A 22,840-nucleotide genomic window follows, 5' to 3' on the forward strand; every position below is an offset into this window, starting at 1 on the left:
CCCGTTGTTCTCTATTCATATTTGGCAGAAATTTTTTCAATCTGGGAGAATTCCCCGGCTGCCGTACACTGCCACACGAAAGTGATTGGTTCTGCCAAGCGGCCTTTCTCGTCAAAACTCCAATGGAATTCTTCCATACAGATCCCATCCATTTCCGTTTCACGGAGAGCAGCGATCACCGCCTCCTTCTCTGTCGATCCGGCCCGCTCAATGGCGTCCGCAATCACGAATACACTGTCATAGGCATAGAAGGACCACGGTTCCGGGTTCAAACCGAAATCTGCCTGGCAGCGTTCGGTGAATGCCCGCGTCGCATCATTCATGGTCTTTTCATTCCGGTCCGGAGCTGAACTGATCGTATAAGCTCCCACCAGGTCTGCCCCTGCCTGATCCATGATCTCCGCCCCATCCAGCTCTGCCCCGATAAAAATCATATCGGTCATGCCGAGGGACACCATCTGTTTGCGGAACCGTCCCGCCTCCACAGCCATACCAGTGTAGATGGCGTCCGGATTCTCATTCTTGATCTTCGTCAGGATTGCCGAATAGTCTGCGCTGTCCGTATCCACTCCCTGGAAGCTGGTCACGGTCATCCCCAGTTCCTCCGCCTTGGCTTTGAATTTTTCCGTCACGCCCTGCCCCCAGGTTGTTTTGTTATGCACAATCGCTACGCTTTTAGCGCCCAGGGTGTCGTGAAGATACATCGCCGCTACCGGCCCCATCAGGCTGTCATTGATACTGTTGATAAAAATATTGGTGGCTCCCTGCTCTGTAATCTGGGAATTGCTGGCATTGGTGACCTGGGGAATATTGGCCTCCATGGTAATCGGGAGGGCAGCCAGGGTCACCCCGCTGTAGGCAGGCCCCAGAAGCCCAGCATATTTGGAATCATCCACAATACCCTGAATCACGGTTACCCCCTGCTGAGGATCCCCCGCATCGTCGTAACAGTCCAAAATCACCTTCCGGCCCAAAACGCCTCCGGCTGCATTGATCTCATCCACCGCCATCAGCATCACCTTTTTTTGGACCTCCCACTGGTAGACATCCTCCCCGGTCAAGGGCATGGTCGCCGCCAGATAAATCGGGTTGCTCTCATCCAATGTGCCGGAGGCGGCGGCGCCTTCCGACGTGCCTCCCGCCGTAGTGGCCTCTGTCCCGCCTTGCGGCGTAGATGCCGGCTCTGCCTCCTTACCGCAGGCACAGACAGAACCCATCATCCCCAGGACCAATAAAACGGCTAATATTGACTTTTTTTTCATTTTCATCCTATTTCCCCCTTTGCTTTTTCCATCCTTCTTCTATTTTCCCGGTAATGCCTCCAACCCCTGATACGTGCCGCTCAAACAGCCATAGATTCTCCGGTACATCCCGTAGGTTTTATCATAAAGCTCCTCGTTCGCCGGAATCGGTACGGTTTTGATCGTTCCGCTTTGCAGCCATTGTTGGTAAAACGGATCCAGATCTGAAAAATATCCTGCTCCCATTGCCGCCAGATAACAGCCTGCCAGGGTCTCTTCCCCACACGGGTTGTAGATTGTCTCCACCCCCAGCACATCGCTGGTAATCTGCCTCCACAGGGCGCTCTTGGCCCCGCCTCCGCTGACGCTGATCCGGTGAACCGGCGTCACCTCTCCGTTTTTCACCATCTCTTCCATTGCCTGCCGGACACTGTAACAATAGGACTCCATAATGGCCCGGTAAACATGGGTAACACTGTGATCCAGCCGAAGCCCGTACAAAACGCCCCGTGCATGCGGATCCTTCGTTGGGTTCCTCTCCCCGTTCAGATGGGGCAAAAATATCAGCCGGTCCGCACCGATCGGAAGGCGCGCTGCTTTTTCATCCATCCAGGCAAAGAAATTTTTCCGGTCATTTTGGGCCTGTACAGATTCCGCCTTGGCAAATTCGGCCCGGAACCATTCCAGCAGGATCCCGCTGACCGGGAATGCCGGCCCCATTTCGATCGGGTCTTTTGGGAGCCCCATCATGGTTGGCTTTTTTAGAAAAACAGACAAATCCTCTGCCATCCCAAAATACATGCCGACGCTGCCGAAATAGAGCATGCCGTCTCCCCGGCCTCTGACCCCGGCCGCCATCAATGACTCATAAAAATCGCCGGTTCCCACACAGACCCTGGTGTTTGTTGTCAGGCCAGTCAATTCCGCCGCGTCCTCCGACAAGAAACAATTGGCATCAACCGGGGACTTTACCTGGGGCAGCTCGCAAAGCCCCAATCCAATCGCCGCCAGGACCTGGGGGTCGAATTCCTTCTTCTGCGGGTTGAACAAAGGCGTCACCCAGCAGGCCGTGTTGAAATCAATGGCATAACAGCCGGTGAGGCGATAATACAGGTAGCTGTGAGCATAAAAAAGCTTTCTCACTTTCCCGTATTCTTCCGGCTCATTCTCCCGAACCCAGAGAAGGCGCGGAATAATATAGGTACTCTTCTCACAATGATCCCACGGCGTCACGCCAAAATCGAAAAGCGTGTGTTCCGGCTCCCGGATATCCGACTGGGTGATCCCGTTTCTCAAAGGACGGCCTTCCTCATCGGTTAGCCCGATGGAAGGGCACATGCCGCTGACCATGATGGATCTCACTCCCTCCGGCCGGACGCCGGAATCCTCCATAAGCCGGCGGATGATCCGGACAGCATCCAGCCACCAGTTCTGTTCCATGTCATGTTCCGCCCATCCAGGCTGTGGGCTTTGAACCAGATGGCCGATTGAATGGCTGGAAAGCAATCTGCCGCCGGCATCCATCAGCGCCCCTTTGGTGTTGGTGGTCCCAATATCCACACTGATAAACAGTTCTGTCAAAGACTCTTCCTCCCCTCTGACCGGCTACCGGCCGCAAGTTTCCCGGTAAATCTCCACGGCTTCTTCCACCCCGGCTCCGTGGTGAACCAAAGCCACCAGCCCTTTCGTCATTCCGAGCGGACAAGGGTCCTGCCAAATTTGGCGTCCAAACACGCATCCGGCTGCCCCTGCCTTCAGGGCATCCTGCATCATAACAAACGTATCCCGCGGTGTCGCGCATTTTTTTCCGCCTGCAATGATAATCGGAACTGGGCAAGCCTTTGTCACTGTCTGAAAGCTTTCCACACTCCCGGTATAATCCGTCTTCACCAGATCTGCGCCGAATTCCGAGGCAATCCGTGCCTCAGAAGCCACCACCTCCGGCTCGTAAGGGTCCGCCACGCCGGGCGAAGGGCACGCGTGCATCTCTGCAATGCTGACCAGTCCATAGCGGTCGGACGCCGCCGCAAGTCCCCCGATGATCCGCAGAGTCTCTGCATCTACCCCGATCCCTGGAAATCCATAGGAGATCACCGCATCGGCTCCGATCCGCAGCGCATCCTCAACCTGATACACTTGGTGCCATTCACGGAACTGTTCCCAATCGTCCCTGAACCGGGTCGCCCCTGTATCCATGCGGAGCACCTTGGCCAGATTACCGTCCAAAAGACTGCGGTAATGCTTCATCACTCCATAAGAAGTCATAATCGCATCGGCCCCGCCCTCGATCGCCGCCTCCATGGCCGGAACCGGATCCTCCAGTCCCCGGAATATTCCATTCATTCTGGCATGGTCCATCGCCAGCATCACCACCCGGCCGTCCTTGCCGAGAATTCTGCCAACCGCCGGTTTTTTGTCATATTTCATTTTGCCTTCCTCCTTCCCAAACCTTGTCTGTGTATTCATCTTCCTTCCACGGCCGCTGGTAGGAAGTGTTTAAAATTATAGCAGAGATTATTTTTCCCGTATATGTCACACGCTTTTAAACTTTATCCTTCAAAATGTGCTATAGATACAATTTGTTTATTTTTTATCTTTTTATTCTTTTATTCTTTTTTATTTTTTCTGCTTATATATTATTATTTTTTAATTTTTCTTTGATTTAGGTACAATTACATTTAAATCCTTTGCCTATCCTGTTAATTATTTTTGTGTTTTTATACCAATACCCTGTTTCTTCTACTATTACCGTTGAATTGACAAACAAAAAAATATGTTGTACGATAGGAAGCATAAAGCGGATCGTTCTTTCCGGAGGTATCGAATATGGATGTTTCTGATCTCATTAACGAGCTATCTTCCTACCATCCCCTAGCTCTCAATATGTGCGACCACTGCCGTTCCTTCTCACAGGTCATGAAAATCCCGGAGTCCAGGGAAAACTTCCAGGAGGATACCCTCTACATCGGCACGGTATCCCAGGCCAAACGGCATCTCTCCAACATCAATTTCCTGCTGCTCCTCCTCATACGGGACCAAGAATCCATTCCTTCCGGCTGGGTCCCCGGCAATACGATTTACCTGTTCGACCGGATGTTAGACAGCGAAAAACTTTTGCTTCAATGCCGTTCCATTCTCAAGACATACGATGCCTATCTGCACCATTCCAGCAATCTTCTAAACCTGATGTTGACCGGTTCCTCTTTGGAAAGTATGGTGGATGCGGCAGCCCTTATCCTGCAAAATCCTCTTGTGGTCGTGGACCTCAACTTTAAAATCCTGGCATTCTCCCATGAGCAGCCACTGAGTAACCACCAATGGCTTCGAGCCATCAGCAGAGGCTACTGCTCCTTTGAATTCATCGCTGAATTCCAGCAGTCACGCCAGGTCCAGGAAGCATCCTCCTCCAAACGCCCTTTTTCCGTTCTCCTATCGGATGGAATGCAAATATGCGTCAGTAAAATGATGTTTCAACAGCAGCATTCCGGATATCTGATCGCTTTTGAACATAAATCGCCCTTTAGCTGGATGAACACGGACCTGATGGTGCTGGCCAGCAATGTGATTTCCTACATTGTAAAGACGCAAAATGAGCTGGACCGGACGATCCACGGCTATTATGGGGAGCATATCATCATTGAATGTCTGATGGGAGAATTCAAGAACCGTCAAGGTTTTCAGGAACGGATCCGGAATACAGAATTTGAGCAGCCGGCCCTTTACCGGGTGATTGTGATCGATGTGGAGCATTATCAAAATTTTGATCCCAAAAAAGAAGTGTTAAAAGAACAATTTTCCAAAATGTTTCTATCTTCGTGGACGATCTGGTGTATGGGGCATGTAGTCTGCGTGGTCAACACCAGCGAAATGGAGGATACCTTCCCGGAAATCCTGGAAGCGGAGCGGGAATTTTTCCTGGACAAGCATCTCCGGCTGGGAATCAGCGACACTTTTTCCGATCTGTATGAGATAGCCGCCTACGATAAGCAAAGTCTGAGAACTCTGGATCTGTCCGCCAAGCTCCGGCCGGAACACTGGTTCTGTTTTTACGACGATTACAAATTTTATGATTTGATTCAAAGCACATCCCACACAAGAATTGAGAACTTTTTCTCCGTCGCGTTTCGGAAGGTCCAAAATTATGATCAGGAAAATCACACAGACTATCTGGAGACCATCTATGAGTACCTGATCTGCGGAAAAAACCTGAACAAGACCGCCAACAAACTTTACGTTCACAAAAATACGGTCTCCTACCGCATCGGTAAAGCAAAGGAGTTGTTCGGTATTGACTTGGCCAATACCCGGATCAGCGTCTATTTCCTCTACTCTTACTGGATGATGCAGATGTTGGATTTACAAATGCTGGAGGAGGTGAAATAGGCACGTATCCCCCTCTTTCCAGCCGGTTCTATGTATGGAGACCCAAAATACCGCAGGCTTTCACAGCCTGCGGTATTTTGGGTCTCCATGTTAATACTTTCTTTTATCACCCATTAAACGTCAGAGGATCCAATCCCATATGCCCATTGCATTCCAGCCCGCGCATGGCTTCCATCTCCGTCTCTGTCAGGCTGAAATCGAAGACATCGGCATTCTCTCTAATGCGCTCTGCATGGCCGGATTTGGGAATCGGCACCGTTCCCCGTTGCAGATGCCAGCGCAGGATCACCTGGCTTGGCGTTTTCCCGTATTTCCCGCTCAGGCTCTTGATCGTCTCATTGTCCTGATAACGCCCGCGCCCGATCGGGCTGTAGGCGATCCTGACAATGCCCCGCTCTTTGCAGAAATCCTGAAGATCGTTCTGCTGGTAACCCGGATGCACTTCCATCTCATTGATGGCAGGATAAGCTCCGAATTGACGGCGAACCACCTCGATCTGATCTTCTTGGAAGTTGGATACCCCGACGGTCCGAATGAGCCCCCGCTCCCTCAGATTCAGCAAGACCTCATAGGCTCTCAGCCTCCTGGCCTCGTCGGTTCCGGGCCAGTGCAGCAGCATGGCGTCCAGATACTCCACGCCCAATTCCTTCATGGAGGTTACAACGGCTTCCTCTGCCGCATCGTAGGCGGTCGGCCAGACCTTAGAGAGTACGAACAAGTCTTCCCTTTTCCCGGCAAACTGCTTCAGCGCAGCACCGACCTCCGCCTCATTCCCGTACCGGGCCGCAGAATCGATATAGCGGTATCCGGTTTCAATCGCCGTAGCCACGGCCTTGGTGATTTCATCCCCATAAGAATTATAGCAGCCAAATCCAAAGACCGGCATCTCCCTGCCATCCAGCAGCTCTGTCTGATCCGTAATTGTCATCATTTTTCACACTCCTTCATTTTATTTTCCGCAGGCTTCTTTGATCTTCCTTACCACGTCCCGGAGCATCAAGCCTGTCCCATCCACGGTCACATGTGCGTATCGCTCGTAGAGAGGAACCCGTTCGTCGTAGAGATCCCGCAGGGACTGATCCTCCCGGACCGAGACGCCTCTCTGCGCCAGATCTCCCAGCCGCTCCTCGATCTCCTCATAGGTCAGCCTCAGGTACACCACGGTTCCGATGTTCCTCAGATGTTCCATGGCTTTGCACCCGTACACTACGCTTCCCCCTGTGGCAATGATGGATCGCTCGGCTTCGATGGAGGCATTGACTTCCTCCTCGATCTGATTGAAACGTATCAGTCCCTCCTGCTCAATGATTTCACACAGAAGCCGTTTTTCCCTGGCCTGGATCAGCAGATCGGAATCGATAAACTCATAGCCCAGATTTTTGGCCAATACCACGCCAACGGTGCTCTTCCCGCATCCCGGCATTCCGATTAAAACAATGTTGTCCACGTCCGCCTCCTTTGTCAATATTTTATCATCATACAATATTCTGCGTTCAAAATCAATGGGGACTTCTCTCCCGTTTTTCATCGAGTGATTGAAAAAGAAGAGAGGATTGCGGTTTCCAAAATAGAAAACGCTGTCCTCTCCTCTTTTCCTTTCATCCGCCTTCTTCTGTACCCATCTCTGCGGCCGGATAAAAACCGGTTAGGCTGCGCCGCCTGCCAGCTGATCCAGGGATTTAAATTGGTATCCCATCTCCTCCCATTTCGTCAAAAGCTCATCCATGATCTCCGCGTTGGTCTGGGAAGTGCTGTGCAGCAGGACGACGGCGCCGGGGTGAATCCGGCCGAGCAGCTTTTTAAACGCTTCCTCCTTGGTCGGCTGCTGATCCTGATACCAGTCCACATAGGCCAAGCTCCAGAAAAACGTCTGATATCCCATCTCCTTTGCCATAGAAAGATTGGATTCGCTGTATTTTCCCTGGGGCGGCCGGTAATATTTCGTCATCGGGGCTCCGACGATCTGTTCATACAGGGTTTCTACATCCTGAAGCTCCTTGGCAAAAGCTTCTTTCGTAGAAATCTTGGACATGTCCGGGTGGGTGTAGGTATGATTTCCGATGGTATGGCCCTCCTCGACGATCCGACGGATCAGATCCGGGTCGGATTTCATCAAAGTCCCGACTACGAAAAAGGTTGCCGGAGCATTGTGTTTTTTCAGCGCATCCAAAATGGCCGGCATATTTCCATTCTCATACCCACAGTCAAAGGTGAGATACAGCACTTTTTCCGTCGTATCCTCGGCATAGTAGGCATTATACTGCTTGAGCTCCTCAAAGCTGGCATTGGCAACCGGAGGTTCGCCTTCCTGCTGAAAACTCAATCCCCAGTCCCCCTCGGCCGCCGCGGGAACCGCTTCCGGCTGAAAATATTCGACGCCCCGCGCCGTCAGATCCCCGGCCAGGAAAGCCGCGGCAAAGAGGAGGAGCACCCTCGCTCCCTTTACAATCTTCCGTTTCATATACGACCACCAATCAGAGTTTGTATTAAATATATGGATTCGGCTGGCTTTTATGCCAGGCTTTTTGTTCCGTTTCCTCTTCCCGGCATAGGATTCCCTACCATCCCTAGTTGATCCAGCAGATCAATGGATCTTGTCCATAGCAAAAAGCAGTCCCCGGATCCCGGAAACTGCTTTTGCTGTCAGCGGCATGTTTCATTTTCTGCGGATAATGGGACTTGAACCCATACCTCGTGAGAGACAGGAACCTAAATCCTGCGTGTCTGCCAATTCCACCATATCCGCGCAATTTCTGATAGAAAAAACAAGCTTGAATATCAAGCCTGTTTCAAACGTGCGTGAGAAGATTCGAACTCCCGGCCTTCTGATCCGTAGTCAGACGCTCTATCCAGCTGAGCTACACGCACTGATTCTGCCATATTTATGGGCAACTGCCGGCAACCGGAATCGAACCGGTACGAGTGTCGCCACCCGCAGGATTTTAAGTCCTGTGCGTCTGCCAGTTCCGCCATGCCGGCATGGAAGCTGTATGCGACCAACGACCCGAATGGGACTCGAACCCACGACCTCCGCCGTGACAGGGCGGCGCTCTAACCAACTGAGCCATCGGGCCAAACAAAAATTTTCACACCCGGAGGATGCGCAATGGACCTTCGGGGACTCGAACCCAGGACCGACCGGTTATGAGCCGGTTGCTCTAACCAACTGAGCTAAAGGTCCAAGCGAAGTGACTCCGACGGGAATCGAACCCGTGTTACCGCCGTGAAAGGGCGATGTCTTAACCGCTTGACCACGGAGCCAAAAGCATTCCCCGGTAAGGGACTGACCTAAAATAGAATATCACATTTACCAGGGAAATGCAAGGACTTTTTCGCAAGGATTTTTTACAAATTTCATGATCCGCCGCAGCCTTCTTCCCGGCAAACTGCGCTTTCAAAAATGCAGGGAAGACCGGGCTATATTTAGGACAGCATCATCCGGTCGTTGGCAAAGTTTCCGCCGCTGGCCTGCTCGAATTTCTCCAGGAGGTCCGAAACCTTCAGTTTCTTCTTCTCCTCTCCCGCGACATCGTAGATGATTCTTCCCTCGTACATCATCACCAACCGGTTTCCGTGGGCGATGGCGTCCTTCATATTATGGGTGATCATGATGGCGGTCAGATGATCCTTCGCAATGATCCGGTCCGTCGCGTCCAACACTTTAGCCGCGGTCTTCGGATCCAGGGCCGCTGTGTGCTCATCCAAGAGCAGCAGCTTCGGTTTTTTTAATGTCGCCATCAAAAGCGTCAGCGCCTGGCGCTGTCCGCCGGAGAGCAGGCCAACCTTCGAGGTGAGCCGGTCTTCCAAGCCCAGATCCAAAATCCGCAGCTGCTCCTGAAACAGCGTCCGCTCCTTGTGGGTGATCCCTGGACGGAGGGTCCGAAGCGCCCCTCTGCGGGAGGCTAAAGCCATATTCTCTTCGATCTGCATGCTGGCGGCGGTCCCGGTCATGGGATCCTGGAACACGCGGCCCAGATAACGGGCCCGCTTAAATTCGGGTAGACGCGTCACATTGATCCCATCGATCTCGATTCTTCCCTCGTCCACCGGCCAGACGCCGGCCACTGCGTTGAGCATTGTGGATTTTCCCGCGCCGTTTCCGCCGATGACCGTGACAAAATCGCCGTCCTCCAGGTGAAGAGACAGGCCGTTCAGCGCTGTCTTTTCATTGACGGTTCCCACATTAAAGGTTTTACTGATTTCTTTGATATTAAGCACGGGAAGCGCCTCCTTTTTTCAACGATTTCACAGGCTTGGAGAAATACTTTCCTTTGATATAAGGGATCGCCAAAAACACAGCGACGACCAGAGCGGAAAGCAGCTTCAAATCATTGGAATTTAGGCCGAGCCACAGGACTATCTGGAGAACCAGATAATAAAGAATTGCGCCCAGGGCCACCGAGAGCAGCTTAAATGCGAAATTCCCGGAGATCTTTCCGAACACAACCTGTCCGATGATCACGGCGGCCAGACCGATGACAATGGCGCCTCTTCCCATGTTCACATCGGCAAAGCCCTGATATTGGGCGTACAGACCGCTGGCAAAAGCCACGATGCCGTTGGAGAGCATCAGGCCCAGGATCTTGCTGAAATTGGTATTGATCCCCTGGGCCCGCGACATGTTGGGATTGGAGCCCGTCGCACGGATCGAGCAGCCGAGCTCGGTGCCGAAGAACCAGTATAAAATTCCGATCAGGACAAGAATGATCAGCGCGACGATGAAAATGGTGTTCTGATAAAACGGAACATCCTTCACATTGCGCAGGGATACCAGCAGAGGATACTTGTCCACACTGATGGCTTGATTAGCCTTGCCTCCCATAATCCGAAGATTGATGGAATAAAGGCCAAGCTGAGTCAAGATGCCCGCCAGGATGGCCGGGATCCCCATGGTTGTATGGAACAGCCCCGTCACCAGTCCGGCCAGCATTCCGGCTCCAAAGGCGCACAGCAGAGAAAAGCCAACGGAATGGCCGTCCAGCATCAGCATGATACAGACCGCGCCGCCGGTGCACATGGTCCCATCCACAGTCAGATCCGCCAGATCCAAAACTTTGTAGGTAATGTACACGCCGATGGCCATGATGCCCCAGATCAGTCCCTGGGCGCACGCCCCCGGCAGCGCGTTGAACAGTGCAGTAATATCGAGATTCACACTACTATCCTCCCATTCTCCAATAATCGCTTTCGATCGAAATACCATCCCAATCAGAGTAAAGTGCAAAAATGGGATGCTGCAAAAACGCCCGGTCGGATGTTACTGCCGCCTATTCCTCAATGGCCACATAATCATCCGGCACCGTGATGTTCAGCGCTTCGCAGTTCGCCTTATTGTATTTCTTGACCACCTTGGGAGCGAACTCAACCGGCATGGCGGAAATATCCGCATTGTTTACCAGAATCTCGTAAGCCATCTCGCCGGCTTTGTAGCCGATATCGTAGTAGTCGATGGACAGAGTAGCTGCGCCGCAGCCCTTGCAGATTCCCTCTTCACCGGCGACAACAGGAATCCCGGCGGGCTGGCAGATGTTATTGATGATCTCGGTGTTGTTGGCCGCCGTGTTGTCCGTAGGCACGTAGAGAACTTCGCATTCAGAGACAGCCGTGGTCGTGATGGAGGCGATATCGTTGGAATCCGCAAAGGTGTAGGTCTTGCAGGTATATCCCAGCTTTTCCAGTTCCGCCTTCACGACATTCACCTGGTAGGTGGAGTTCGGCTCAGCCGAACAATACAGAAGGCCGACGGTCTTCGCATCCGGGAACAGCTCATGAAGCATGGCCGCCTGATCCGCCAGAGGAGCCAGATCCGAGGTACCGGAGATGTTTGTCCCGGTGGTGCCGTTCCAGTTGTCGATCTCCAGAGCCGTCGCATAGTCGGTGATGGAGGTTCCCAAAATTGGAATCTCGTTGGTGCCCGCCGCGGCTGCCTGAAGGGAAGCGGTGGCGTTGGCAAGGATCAGATCCACGTTTCCGGAAACAAACTGATTGATGATCGTCGCACACGTCGAAGAATCTCCGGACGCATTCTGCAAATCAAAGGTTACATGATCCTCTCCGAGGAGGTCGGTCAATGCCTTCTGGAACCCTTCCGTGGCGGAATCCAATGCCACATGTTGGGTCAGCTGGCAGATTCCAATCTTGTAAACCTTGCCGTCCGCAACTGCCCCGGTCGACTCCGCTCCGCTGGAAGCAGCCGGCGCAGTTGTCTCCGCAGCAGTCGTGGCCTCCGCCTTTGTGGTAGCCGCTTCGGTCGTCCCGGCCGCCGCCGTCGTGGTTCCGGAGCCAGAACCGCACCCCGTCAGTGTTGCCATTGCCATGACCAATGCCATGGCAAGCGCCGCCATTTTTTTCATAACTCTTTTCCTCCCATTGCTTTAATCCTGCCACGCTTTAACGCGTGCAAGCGTTAATGATAATAAGTAGACTATACCTCGAACCCTCTGCTTCGTCAAGCAGAAAATTCTATAATTTTCCTTTCTTTTCGAAACAACAGCCGGTTTTGACACTTTTGTCCTCTTTTTTCTTTGTACAATGAGAAATAGCGGCTACAGCGGAGCCCACCGGAGTATAAGCTCAAGGGCCTTGGCTCGCGGCGATAAAAAAGTGCGGAAACCTGATCTTTTTGATCCTCCAAAGAAGAGTCCAAAAAAATCGGATTTCCGCACGGATTCCTTTCTCTCATTTCCCGGATGCCTGCCCGGCAAAAGCCGCGCGCCCGGCTGTTACAGGTACCAGCCTCCGGTGATATTTACCGTGTCCCCGGTGATATAGGCGGACTTTTCCGAGGCCAGGAACACAAAGAGATCCGCCACCTCTTCCACCGTTCCGAACCGCTTCATAGGAATCAGCTTGTGGTGCAGGTCATTATAATATTGGTTGTTGGCAGCCGACATCTCAGTCTCGATCCGCCCGGCGGCCACGGCGTTCACCGTGACCCCGAAAGGGGCCAGCTCATAGGCCAACGCGCGGGTCAGGCCCACGACGCCGGTTTTGGAAACCGTATAGCAGGCGGAAGCCGGCCCGTGCTCGCTGGAGGTCAGGCCCACCACCGAGGACATGTTAAGAATCCTGCCGTATTTTTGCTCCATCATCCCCTTCGCGGCCGCCTTGGAAAAATAAAACATGGAATTCAGGTTCACATCGATCACCCGCTGCCACTGTTCCACGGTGATGTCATAGAACGGAAGTTTCATTCCACCCTCGGCTTTCGGCGAAATGCCCGCGATATTTGCTAAGATATCGATGCCGCCTAAAAATTCCGCCGCCGCCCGGACGGTCTGCTCCGCCTGCGCCGGATCCGCCACATCGCAGACAAACGCCTTGGCCCGCACCCCAAGGTCCAAAAGCTCCGCCTCAGACGCTTTCAGCTTTTCCTCATTGGTGCCGCAGATGACGACGTCCGCCTTATTTTTTGCAAAAGCCAGGGCCACGGCCTTTCCGATTCCTCTCGTGCCGCCGGTCACCAGGGCTCTTTTTTTCTCTAACATTTTATCCTCCTACTTTACATACCCCAACAAAGAGGGCAGGAACATGGTCAACGGTTTCCATGCACAGGTTACCACAAGAGTCAGCGCATTGCAAGCCACAAAGGGAAGGGCTGCCCGGAACAGCCGGAAGATGTCCACCTTGGCAATGCCCGAACCGATAAAGAGGCAATTTCCAACCGGAGGCGTCGTCAGACCGATTCCCAGGTTAATGGTCAAAATACAGCCAAACTGGATGGGATCGATCCCGTAAGCCTGCACCACCGGCAGTAAAATCGGGGCGAACAAGATCATGGCCGGAACCAGGTCCATCACACAGCCGACCAGGAAGAGGAACAGGTTGATCAGCAGGATCACCAGGATCCCATTGTCCAAGGTCTCTGAGAAAAAGTGGACCAGCAGCGCCGGGATCTGTTCCATATTAATAATCCACGCAACCACCGTGGCCACCCCGACAATCAAAAGCGCTACGGAGGTCGTGACCGCCGAGCGGATCAAAAGCTTGGGAAGCTGGCTGATCTTGTATTCCTTATAGATGAACACGCCGAGGAACAGAGCGTAGAGAACGGCCACCACGCCAACCTCAGAAGCCGTAGCAATGCCAAGACCGCAGCCCAGCAGAATGATCAGCGGCAGCACCAAGGCCAGACAGCTTTCTTTAAACGCAACGCAGATCTCCCGGAAGCTGGCGCGCGGGGAGCAGGGATAGCCGCGCTTTTTCGAAATGAAATAGGCCACGATCATCTGGGTAACGCCCACCATGATGCCGGGGAGCAGGCCGCCGATGAACAGCGCTCCGATGGAGACGCCGGCACAAAGCCCATAAATGCACTGGGGGATGCTGGGCGGAATCAAGACGCCGATGGTCGAGGAAGCCACTGTGATTCCGGCCGCATATTCCGCATCATATCCTTCCTCCACCATGGAAGGGATCATCAAACCGCCGATAGCCGCGGTATCCGCCACCGCGGAGCCGCTGATGCCGCCGAAAAACATGCTGGCCAGCACATTGACCAGGCCGCTGCCTCCGGGGATATGGCCCACCAGGGCTGTGGAAAACCGCACCAGACGTTTGGCAAGCCCGGTCTCTCCGCAGAGGTTGCCGGCAATGATATAGAGCGGCACTGCGATCATGCTGAACGAGTTGACACCATTCACCATCTTGTGAGTAAACGTTACCATCTGAAAATCACTGTTGAAGATCGCCACGATGGCCGCCGTGCCCAGAGCAAACGCAATCGGAGCGCCCATGATAATCAAAAGAAAAAAGAGTCCCATCAAAATTGCCGTCATAGTTCCTTAACCTCCTTTCCCATCAGGCGGGCGGTATAGCCCACCGCCATCAGCACGCTGGAAAGCGGCAGATTGATATACCAAAACGCATATGAAATCTTAATAGCCTCCGATAAGCTCCGGATATTTTCTTTCACCAAAACCGATCCATAGTAAAACACCACCACGATAAAAACATAGACGGACAGATGCGAAAGAAAGCGGAAGACAAGCTCCAGCCAGCTGGGAAAATGAAGCCTGGAAATATCTAACTGCACGTGCATTCCATTTCGGAGAGCAATGGCTGCGCCCCAAAATACCACCCAAACCAGCATCAGCTGGCAGAGCTCCGTGCTCCAGCGGGGGGAGTTGTTCAGAAGATACCGAAATGCCACCTGTATCGTGACGGAAACAATCAGTACGATTGTTGCAAGGCAGACCACCCAATTTGCGATCCGAAACATCCAGTCATCCAAGAAAAAGAGCACTTTCCTGCATGCTTTCATTGGTTTTCCTCCTGTTGATTTTTCTATTCTTGCCTATCAAACAAGCGAAACGGGCGGGCCGCAGTCCGCCCGCCCATACCGCCTCTTTGCTTCTAATCCGCCAATGCCTGAATGTCAGCCACCAGTTGTTTAGAGAAATCGTCCACCAGGTAATCCGGCCAAACTTTTTCCATCACGACATCCTTCATCTTGGCTACTTCTTCCGCCGGCATTTCCGTGACTTCCATCTTTTCCTTCAACTCCGCAAGGAGCTCCGAGTTCCTTTTGGTATTCTCCTCCCCGGCCACATCGCAGGCGTATTTGCCCGCCTCGGCCAGCGCTTCCTGCACGTCCGCAGGATAGGTATCCCAGACTTTTTTCGAGAATTGGAGCTGATCGCAGATCGTGGAATGGTTGGTCACGCACAGATAATCCTGCACCTCATAAAACGCGCTGGTGGAAATCAGCTGGTACGGGTTCTCCTGGGCATCCACCACCTTGGTCTGAAGCGCCGTGTACAATTCGCTGAAATCCAGCGGCGTCGGGTTGGCTCCCCAGGCGGAGAACGAATCCATCAGTACCGGCGTATTGGGGGTCCGGATCACCAGCCCTTTCAAATCTTCCATCTTCTCGATCTTCCGGCTGGAAGTAATCTGTCGGAAACCAGCCTCAAACATGCCAAGCATCTTGATTCCGGCGCTGTCGAAACACTCCGCCACGCGCTCCCTGACGCTTGCACCCTCGTCGCCTCTTAAAACCTTGGTCATATGCTCGTCGCTGGAAAACAGATACGGAAGGTTCAGCACGTCCAGGCGGGAATCAATCTGGGAATGCCGCCCAAAAGCCACCGCATCCAGGGTTCCCATCTGCATTGCCTCGATCATCTCGGTCTGAGTCCCCAGAACCGCATTCGGGTAAATGATGACCTCCACCCGGTCCGCTCCCAGCAGTTCCACCGCCTTATCCCGGAACGCCTCGGCGCAGACCTGATAAATATTGTCCTCCGACATGGAATGGCCGATCCGGATGGTAATCTTTTCTCCGCCGCCCGACTCGCTCGAAGGCGCCTCGGTGGCTGCTGCGGCAGCTGTGGTCCCTCCTGCCGCGCTAGTGCCGTCCGCAGCCGCCGTGGTGGAAGTATTTCCCCCTCCGCAGCCGCTGAGTATCAATCCCGCCGCCATGGCTGCGCTCAATACCAAAGACAGTCCCCGATTTCTTTTCTTCATACTTTAATCTCCTTCCCTTTTGAATGGGTTATCCCCATCTTCTCAAAACCATCCGGATCTACACGAAATCGATCCGCCTTCCCTCTTCCGCCGACTGGTAAGCTGCATAGAGAACCTGCGTCGCCAATTTCGCCAGCCCGATCCCGGACTCCGCCGGCCTTCCTTCCGCCGCGGCCAGAAGAAAATCCTGCATTTCTTCCGCATATCCGTAGATGCTTTCCTTTAAAATCTCCGGCTGGGTCCAGCCCAGTTTCGTCGAGAGCATCATGGCCAAAGGCTCCTCCTCCATCCCGCGCTCATCGGCCAGATATAGATTCATCAAATCGGTGGGGCCGATCTTACAGTGCATGACCGTATCATTGCAGTAAACTTCGACATAATCCTTCATCCCGCCCAGCACCGTATCGGTGGAGAGCACCACCGCTTTGGTTCCGTCCAGAAAGGTAACGGTCACATTGGCGAAGTCCTCCACATCATCCGGTCTTGCATGGATGTAGCGGTGTTCCCACTCCGACAGGCATTCGGTGGCCCGGCCGGTGTCGGCCAGCACGCTCCGAATGCCGAATTCCTCACCCCGGCACCGGCTCTCCCATTGTTTCAGATACAAAATCCCGGTCAGTGGGTGCGTCCCGCAGCGGATCAGCGTCCCGCCTCCGGTTTTCTTCCAGGTACCGGCGGCCAGGGAGGTGGACCCTTTCAGGCTGGTCTCCCCCTTTAGAAAAAGGATCTTGCTCTTCCGCTTTTCCAGAATCGACTTTGCTTTTTGGACCGCCGGTGCATAGATGAAATTTTCCGCATAGAAAAATTGTTTTCCGCTCTCTGCAATCAGCTGCTCCAGCTCTTTTAAATCCTCATCAATCTTCCGCCGCATCCGGCCGCAGGGAACCCGCATGCCGACCGGAGCCGGATCCCCGGCCTGGCCGAAATAACCCGTCAGCGGTTTTTCGCAGATCACATGTTTCCCGGCCCGCAGGGCATGGCAGATAAAAGGAAAATGCAGATACGGAGGCGTAAGAATATCGATGAGATCAATCTCCGGATCTTTCAACATTTCTTCAAAGCTTGCCGTCGCCTGCTCATAGCCGTACTCCCCCTTCAATTCCTCGGCCCGTCTCTGATCCGTGTCACAGACGGTTTTCAGCCGGAACGGCACCCCTGATACCTTTTTCAAAGCCTCTGCGTGCAGTCTGGCGGCAAATCCGCTGCCCACGGTCCCGATGACGAGGGGGCGGAGTCCGTTCCTATTAATATTGGAGCCCTCCATTGACATCTAAAACCTCCCCTGTGGTCCAGGCGGCGTCGTCGCTGGCCAGGTAGGCGATGGCGGCCGCTGCCTCCGAAACCTTCCCCAACCGGTGAATTCGCGTGCCTTCTTTCAGACGCTCGATGTGCTCCTGCGTCAGGGAAGACAGCATCCGGCCTGCCAGAGGTCCCGGCGCCACACAGTTCACAGTGATGTTCCACGGGCCCAGCTCATATCCAAGGAGCTGTGTCATGCCCACCAGACCGGCTTTGGACGCCGCATAGTTGACGCCGACGCCGGGTCGGCCGCGGCGGCCTCCGATGGAGGACACCAACACGATCCGGCCATAGTTTTGTTCCTTCATGATCGGAACGGCGGCTTTCACACAGTAAAACACGCTGGTGATATTGACGTCCATGACTTTGTGCCACTCCTCCGTGGTCAGAACATCGATGGGCTTATGGATCAGAATTCCCTGGGAGCAGACCAGAACATCCAAGCGCCCATATGTCTTTTGGATCGTCTCGGCGGTCTTCACGCAGCCTTCATAGTCCAGAGCGTCCCCCGCCAGATAGTGGATCCGGCCCTCATAGCCTTTTTCCTCCAATTTCCGGCATTCTTCGCCAAGGCGCTCTTCGGAGCGGCTGCTTAAAATCACGGTCGCCCCTTCCTCCAAAAGGCGCTCCGCCGTTGCACAGGCAATATCGCCGCTGCCCCCTGTGATCCATACAATTTTCCCCTCATACCGTTCCATGACAATTTCTCCTTTTATTCAAAATTTTTCTTGGCATATTCCAGGGCTCTTCTGGCGTGTTCTTCCAGGCCGATCTCCCCCAGCCGTTCCAGATGAGGCACCTCGATCCCCCGCGAGACGCCGGGCAGTTTTTTCAGGACTCCGGCGATGTCAATCTCACCCTCGCCGGGATACAGACGTTCCGCCCGTCCCGTATGTACCAGTGCTTCCTCCTCCTCCGGAATCTCCTTGTATGTATCGCAGAGATGAACGTAGTTGAACCATTCTCTCGGCATCGAGTCAAACTCTTCCAGCTTGCAGCGGGAACGGTGGAAATGCAGCAGGTCCACCACCACGCCGACATTCTTCTTTCCCGAACGAAGCAGCAGCTCTTTTACCGTCTTCATGTCCTTTACGCTGGCCCAGGTGACGAATTCCACGTTCACCGTCATATCGTATTTCTCAGCCAGCTCGCAGAGCTCGCAGAATTTCTCCGTGTAATAATCGGAATCCGGGGTCCAGATATTCGTCAGGATGTGATGAACGCCCAGACGGGAAATCGCTTCCAGCGCCGGTTCATAGGCTGCGATGTCGACGCCGTCATAGATCCTGGCGTTCTCCGTGTCGTTGATAAAAATCCCCGTATCCTTTAGCGCCTGCTCGGTATCCCGAAAGAGCTGTTTGTCCGCCGCAATATCGTGGGGGACTTCGCCTTTCAGACCCATCGGGATCGTCCGCAGGCTGACGCACTGATAGCCCGCCTTTGCCGCAGCATGTATGAATTTCGGCGGTGGACAGGTGATATCGCTCAGATGTACCAGAGAATAAACGGTTTCCATAGTCAATCTCCTCCTACTGTTTTGTGAATTATTTTTACTTTTCCTTCCATATAATCCGATTATACTTTCTCTTCCGTCACGTTGCCAATGTTATATTTACATCTTAACATGGCCAAAATTCATATTTTCCAGTCAGCGCGCTCTTGCACTTGATGGAAATATGCGCCTTTGCTATAATACAAGTGTTATCCAAATCAGCAGTGTTTCTGGCGGCCTTGCTGGCTATCTTTCATGCGCCGAGCATATCCTCTGCACGCGGAGGTAAATTTACCCAGTCAGCAATCAAGATTAGCGCTGGACCATTTCTGTCTTCAAGGCCGGCATGGGGATCTGCCCTGTTTTCTCTTATAATTCTAATCACCGCATTTCATAAAATCGGGTTTCATGACGCGCCAATGATTCATCATCCGCCGCCATGATCAAAGGAGGCTCTTGTGAATTTACAGCAACTATATTATTTTCAGGCCATTGTCAAAGAAGGTAGCTACACCAAAGCAGCGGAGAAACTGAGAATCACCCAGTCCAGCCTCAGCCATTCCATGGCCAATCTGGAGCAGGAGCTAAAGCTGGAGCTCTTTGAAAAACAGGGGCATCAAATCCGTCCGACCCCGTTTGGAAGACAATTTTTAGATCATGCCGGCCGGGCCATCAAAGAAGTGGAGGCAATCCGGGAAGAAGCAGAAGCCGCGGTCAATCCCAGGCATGGCCGGATCCGGCTCTCCGTGGCCCACACGATGACCTTTGGTTTTCTGCCCAATATGCTGCGGTATTTCCGCCAAATTCCGGAAAATGAAGAGATTCAGTTTGATTTTGTGGAAATGGAATCCAGTTTGGAAGCCATGAAGCAGATCGAGGAGGGTACGATTGATCTGGCCTTCGGCGCTAAGATTTTAAAGCCTGGATTTCGCTTTTTTGAAGTGATGCGGGAAGAATTGATTGCGATTGTGATAAAAAATCATCCGCTGGCGGAGCGGGAAAACGTCAGTTTAAGAGAACTTTTGGCCTATCCTCTGGTCACCTACAGCTATTCCTGCGGCACCAGGCTGATCATTGACCAGATTCTCCTGAACCATGGAGTCACCCCTCCTGCCATCAAGGAAGTCAAAAATGAAAAAATGATTGCAAGTATCGTCTCCGCCGGTCTCGGCGTGGGGATCATTCCGCGGCAGCCGGAGCTGGATTTGTATGATATCTCGGCCGTCACACTGGAAAATCACGCGCTGCGCCGTTCCCTTTACATGATGTGGAATATCAACCAGCCCATGCCCACAGCGGTGAAAAACTTTCGGGATTTTATTCTGGACGTCCTGAAAACAGAGGATTAGCGTTTCGTTATATCCCGTTCAGCTGATAGAATTCCAATATGTGATCCACAAAACGGCTGCATACCTGGGAGCGGAGTTCTCGCTTCGGGGCAATGATAGCCGTATTTCTTTCTATCGGCACCTCCATGCTGACCGCACAGATATGAGGGCTCTCGATGACCATCCGGCGGGAAAGAATGGAAATGCCGAAGTTTTCAAGGAGAAGAAGCACATTGTCGTGGACGCATGGTAAAAAAACCTATACCACCGGTGTCTTAGTCGTGGGAGGGTGTGAAAAATTCTCAGCAGAACAAAAAACGAATCAAATGGTAAAAACTGCATTTGGAAGCACCTCGTGCAGTTTACCGCGCAGTCTGCTGGCATGGTATCTATTGTACCTTTCTCTCCGCCGCCCGAATGGTTCTGTGCAGTTCACGGAACAGGACATTGATATCCACTGGCTTTGATACAAAGCCGGACATACCTGCAGCCAGGGCCGCATCTACATTTTCCTGAAAAGAGTTGGCAGTCATTGCAATGATCGGTATCGTTTGGGCGTCAGAACGATCCAGGCTTCGGATGGCTTTTGCTGCATTCAGCCCGTTCATCTCCGGCATCTGGATGTCCATGAGAATTGCCTGAAATTCTCATGGAGTGCTTGCTTCAAAGCGTTCCACCGCCAATTTTCCGTTTTCCACCCGCTGTATACCGGCTCCCTGGGCTCCCAAAAGTTCCATGGCGATCTCTGCACTCAGATCATTGTCTTCCGCAAAAAGAATCCTGACACCGTGCAGAGTCATGTCCGTTTTTTGGCACAGCTCAGGCTGCTGACTATGCTCCCCAAAAGGAAGGGTAATCGTAAAATAAAAGGTACTGCCCCGGCCCAGTTCGCTGTACAAAAGCAAATCACCGCCCATGAGCCGCACAATGCTTCGGCTGATGGGAAGCCCCAAGCCGGTTCCCATGCTCTTGGAGGTGCTGGTTCCCACCTGCTCAAAGCTCTGGAACACACGCTCCTGGCTTTCGGGTGCGATTCCCACGCCGGTATCAATCACCTGGACCGTCAGCGCCTGATCAGTCCGGCCGGCGGGTGCGCCGTCTACACGAAGCGTAACGCTGCCGCCCTCATAGGTAAACTTGAACGCATTGGACAGCAGATTCAAAATCACCTGCCTCAAACGGACATTGTCGCCCAGATAAGTTTCCGCACGCACGTTATTCTCGATCTGAAACTCTAAACCACGGCGTTCCGCGTCCATAGCCAGCATACTTTCAATATTTTCCAGTAGTTCGTCCATGGAGAAGGGCGCACAGTTTCATACTCCCCACAAAGTTTAATACACCATTTATTATTCTGCCTTAATATACCGTGCGCTCCGCGCCTGACCGATCCGCTTAATACTTCCGCTTTTCACCATAGCGCCCAGCACAGCTTCCACCGTAGTTGGGCTGACATCCGGCAAGATTTGACAGACTTCTGCCTTGGAAATGGGCGTAAGGCTGTTCAGCACGGTTGCCTCCACACGGGCCTTCTTCGTGATTTTCTTCCCATGCACAACGGCAAACCGCTTGTCCAGCTCCTTATAGCACATATACAGCGTGGAAAGAAAGTTTTCTATAAAAGGAAAGTAGCTGTTTTCGTTATTTTCCCAACCTTCTGAAGATTGACGTAAGGCTTCGTAATAGTAAGCTTTATAGCTGTTAATCTGCGCCTCGAAAGAAACATACTTTCCAGCATCATAGCCGTTTTTATAAAGCAGAAGCAGGGAAAGTAACCGGGACATTCTTCCATTACCGTCCCGGAACGGGTGGATACATAGAAAATCCAAAATCACACAGGGAATAAGAAGAAGCTGGTTGATATTGGCGTCATTTCTGGCTTCCAGATACGCCAGTTCCAGCTGCTCCATCGCCTGAGATGTTTCCGCCGCAGGCGTGGGACGAAAACGCACCCGCCTCTGGCCCTGGGCGTCCACCTCCAGAATCACGTTGTCATCAGTCTTATATTGACCGCCGTACTCATATCCGGCAATGGACATCATCATTTCGTGAAGCCGTAAAATATCGCTCTGTCGAAAATCCAAATGTTTGTATCCCAGATGGATAGTATTCAGCGCATCCCTGTATCCGGCAATCTCGGCTTCGTTATGATTTAAGGGAGCACTGTTTTGGTTGACAATCGCGTTGATACGCTCGTCGCTGGTGACAATGCCCTCGATAGCATTGGAGCTTTTGACCGACTGCACCTTGGCAATGGCCTCCAGTTCTGTAAAAATCCGCGTATACTCCTCCTTCCGCACACCCGCCATGGTTTTCAGCGATGCGATGCTGGAAGTCAGGTTGATAAAGTTTGCAGGTAGCAAACCATTGTTTAAAAAGGAATAATCAAATATCCTCATTCCATAGCCTCCATTTTTCCTGCATATAATTTTACCATATTATATGCAGGAATTCAAGCAGTTACACTCTTTTTCTGCATATATTATTTTAAAATATATTCAATAGGCTATGTAAAAGGGGCTGTTGCAAAATGACGGATATTCCGTCATGATATGCTCCCTTCTAGGTAGACAAGTAAAATAATAAAAACTTGTCACTTAGGAGGGAGTATATTTTTCACTTCAAAAAAA

Annotated in this window: 21 protein-coding genes and 6 tRNA genes; 2 read left to right on the forward strand and 25 right to left on the reverse strand. The window is 52.5% G+C overall.

Features of this window, described 5'->3' with window-relative positions; all coding sequences use genetic code 11:
• Nucleotides 1-11: 11 nt before the first annotated feature.
• Genes MUB23_RS04320 through MUB23_RS04330 form a run of 3 tightly spaced genes read right to left on the reverse strand, consistent with a single transcriptional unit; the run spans nucleotide 12 to nucleotide 3,668 of the window.
• On the reverse strand, nucleotides 12-1,268 hold the full coding sequence (locus MUB23_RS04320; RefSeq protein ID WP_244799121.1) for a branched-chain amino acid ABC transporter substrate-binding protein: 1,257 nt from the start codon (nucleotides 1,266-1,268) through the stop codon (nucleotides 12-14).
• Between the two features lie 33 nt (nucleotides 1,269-1,301).
• Nucleotides 1,302-2,822: an FGGY-family carbohydrate kinase gene (locus MUB23_RS04325; RefSeq protein WP_244799122.1), complete on the reverse strand. Its 1,521-nt coding sequence runs from the start codon at nucleotides 2,820-2,822 to the stop codon at nucleotides 1,302-1,304.
• 24 nt (nucleotides 2,823-2,846) lie between these two features.
• A complete protein-coding gene (locus MUB23_RS04330; RefSeq protein ID WP_244799123.1) occupies nucleotides 2,847-3,668 on the reverse strand; it encodes a class I fructose-bisphosphate aldolase in 822 nt (273 codons plus the stop codon).
• Between the two features lie 399 nt (nucleotides 3,669-4,067).
• On the opposite strand from MUB23_RS04330, the gene MUB23_RS04335 reads away from it, so the two are divergent.
• Nucleotides 4,068-5,624, forward strand: coding sequence for a PucR family transcriptional regulator (locus tag MUB23_RS04335; RefSeq protein ID WP_244799124.1), 1,557 nt, complete (start codon nucleotides 4,068-4,070; stop codon nucleotides 5,622-5,624).
• A gap of 106 nt (nucleotides 5,625-5,730) precedes the next feature.
• Here the strand turns inward: MUB23_RS04335 and MUB23_RS04340 are convergent, their stop codons facing one another.
• The 19 genes from MUB23_RS04340 to MUB23_RS04430 all read right to left on the reverse strand — a co-directional run bounded on the left by MUB23_RS04340 (nucleotide 5,731) and on the right by MUB23_RS04430 (nucleotide 18,906).
• Nucleotides 5,731-6,555 (reverse strand): aldo/keto reductase, encoded by an 825-nt coding sequence (locus tag MUB23_RS04340; protein WP_244799125.1) that lies wholly within the window; start codon nucleotides 6,553-6,555, stop codon nucleotides 5,731-5,733.
• A gap of 18 nt (nucleotides 6,556-6,573) precedes the next feature.
• Complete coding sequence (locus MUB23_RS04345) at nucleotides 6,574-7,071, reverse strand: shikimate kinase (RefSeq protein WP_244799126.1); 498 nt, start codon at nucleotides 7,069-7,071, stop codon at nucleotides 6,574-6,576.
• A gap of 198 nt (nucleotides 7,072-7,269) precedes the next feature.
• Nucleotides 7,270-8,085, reverse strand: coding sequence for a delta-lactam-biosynthetic de-N-acetylase (locus tag MUB23_RS04350; RefSeq protein ID WP_244799127.1), 816 nt, complete (start codon nucleotides 8,083-8,085; stop codon nucleotides 7,270-7,272).
• 203 nt (nucleotides 8,086-8,288) lie between these two features.
• Nucleotides 8,289-8,370, reverse strand: a tRNA-Leu gene (locus MUB23_RS04355).
• A 48-nt stretch (nucleotides 8,371-8,418) separates the two neighbouring features.
• Nucleotides 8,419-8,492: transfer RNA gene (locus MUB23_RS04360), tRNA-Arg, on the reverse strand.
• A 25-nt stretch (nucleotides 8,493-8,517) separates the two neighbouring features.
• A tRNA-Leu gene (locus MUB23_RS04365) sits at nucleotides 8,518-8,603 on the reverse strand.
• Between the two features lie 21 nt (nucleotides 8,604-8,624).
• Nucleotides 8,625-8,698: transfer RNA gene (locus MUB23_RS04370), tRNA-Asp, on the reverse strand.
• A 33-nt stretch (nucleotides 8,699-8,731) separates the two neighbouring features.
• Nucleotides 8,732-8,805 (reverse strand) — tRNA-Ile (locus MUB23_RS04375).
• 8 nt (nucleotides 8,806-8,813) lie between these two features.
• A tRNA-Glu gene (locus MUB23_RS04380) sits at nucleotides 8,814-8,885 on the reverse strand.
• A gap of 162 nt (nucleotides 8,886-9,047) precedes the next feature.
• Nucleotides 9,048-9,842, reverse strand: coding sequence for an ABC transporter ATP-binding protein (locus MUB23_RS04385; RefSeq protein ID WP_244799128.1), 795 nt, complete (start codon nucleotides 9,840-9,842; stop codon nucleotides 9,048-9,050).
• Entirely contained in the window at nucleotides 9,835-10,779 is a 945-nt protein-coding gene (locus tag MUB23_RS04390; RefSeq protein WP_244799129.1) for an ABC transporter permease, read from the reverse strand. The genes MUB23_RS04385 and MUB23_RS04390 overlap by 8 nt, the downstream gene beginning before the upstream one ends.
• Before the next feature lie 112 nt (nucleotides 10,780-10,891).
• Complete coding sequence (locus MUB23_RS04395; RefSeq protein ID WP_244799130.1) at nucleotides 10,892-11,977, reverse strand: ABC transporter substrate-binding protein; 1,086 nt, start codon at nucleotides 11,975-11,977, stop codon at nucleotides 10,892-10,894.
• A gap of 369 nt (nucleotides 11,978-12,346) precedes the next feature.
• Nucleotides 12,347-13,111 carry an SDR family oxidoreductase gene (locus MUB23_RS04400; protein ID WP_244799131.1) on the reverse strand — a complete coding sequence of 255 codons (765 nt, stop codon included), beginning with the start codon at nucleotides 13,109-13,111 and terminating at the stop codon, nucleotides 12,347-12,349.
• A 9-nt stretch (nucleotides 13,112-13,120) separates the two neighbouring features.
• A complete protein-coding gene (locus MUB23_RS04405; protein WP_244799132.1) occupies nucleotides 13,121-14,401 on the reverse strand; it encodes a TRAP transporter large permease in 1,281 nt (426 codons plus the stop codon).
• A complete protein-coding gene (locus MUB23_RS04410) occupies nucleotides 14,398-14,886 on the reverse strand; it encodes a TRAP transporter small permease (RefSeq protein WP_244799133.1) in 489 nt (162 codons plus the stop codon). The genes MUB23_RS04405 and MUB23_RS04410 overlap by 4 nt, the downstream gene beginning before the upstream one ends.
• 92 nt (nucleotides 14,887-14,978) lie before the next feature.
• Nucleotides 14,979-16,091, reverse strand: coding sequence for a TRAP transporter substrate-binding protein (locus tag MUB23_RS04415; protein WP_244799134.1), 1,113 nt, complete (start codon nucleotides 16,089-16,091; stop codon nucleotides 14,979-14,981).
• A 58-nt stretch (nucleotides 16,092-16,149) separates the two neighbouring features.
• Nucleotides 16,150-17,361 carry a Gfo/Idh/MocA family protein gene (locus tag MUB23_RS04420; RefSeq protein ID WP_244799135.1) on the reverse strand — a complete coding sequence of 404 codons (1,212 nt, stop codon included), beginning with the start codon at nucleotides 17,359-17,361 and terminating at the stop codon, nucleotides 16,150-16,152.
• Nucleotides 17,336-18,088, reverse strand: a complete 753-nt coding sequence (locus MUB23_RS04425) for an SDR family NAD(P)-dependent oxidoreductase (protein ID WP_244799136.1) — start codon at nucleotides 18,086-18,088, stop codon at nucleotides 17,336-17,338. Before MUB23_RS04425 ends, MUB23_RS04420 begins: the two co-directional genes overlap by 26 nt.
• 14 nt (nucleotides 18,089-18,102) lie before the next feature.
• Nucleotides 18,103-18,906, reverse strand: a complete 804-nt coding sequence (locus tag MUB23_RS04430) for a sugar phosphate isomerase/epimerase family protein (RefSeq protein ID WP_244799137.1) — start codon at nucleotides 18,904-18,906, stop codon at nucleotides 18,103-18,105.
• A 434-nt stretch (nucleotides 18,907-19,340) separates the two neighbouring features.
• Between MUB23_RS04430 and MUB23_RS04435 the strand changes: the two genes are divergently transcribed.
• Complete coding sequence (locus MUB23_RS04435) at nucleotides 19,341-20,231, forward strand: LysR family transcriptional regulator (protein WP_244799138.1); 891 nt, start codon at nucleotides 19,341-19,343, stop codon at nucleotides 20,229-20,231.
• Between the two features lie 368 nt (nucleotides 20,232-20,599).
• Here MUB23_RS04435 and MUB23_RS04440 read toward each other — a convergent pair whose 3' ends face one another.
• The 3 genes from MUB23_RS04440 to MUB23_RS04450 are packed head-to-tail and all read right to left on the reverse strand — an operon-like array spanning nucleotide 20,600 to nucleotide 22,609.
• On the reverse strand, nucleotides 20,600-20,845 hold the full coding sequence (locus MUB23_RS04440; protein WP_330641812.1) for a response regulator: 246 nt from the start codon (nucleotides 20,843-20,845) through the stop codon (nucleotides 20,600-20,602).
• A 12-nt stretch (nucleotides 20,846-20,857) separates the two neighbouring features.
• The gene (locus MUB23_RS04445; RefSeq protein ID WP_244799140.1) at nucleotides 20,858-21,508 is read right to left on the reverse strand and encodes an ATP-binding response regulator; all 651 of its coding nucleotides are present in this window, start codon (nucleotides 21,506-21,508) and stop codon (nucleotides 20,858-20,860) included.
• Nucleotides 21,509-21,559: 51 nt separating this feature from the next.
• Nucleotides 21,560-22,609 carry a Fic family protein gene (locus MUB23_RS04450; protein WP_244799141.1) on the reverse strand — a complete coding sequence of 350 codons (1,050 nt, stop codon included), beginning with the start codon at nucleotides 22,607-22,609 and terminating at the stop codon, nucleotides 21,560-21,562.
• Nucleotides 22,610-22,840: the final 231 nt, after the last annotated feature.

Source organism: Cuneatibacter sp. NSJ-177, assembly GCF_022867805.1.
GTDB lineage: Bacteria > Bacillota > Clostridia > Lachnospirales > Lachnospiraceae > Pseudolachnospira.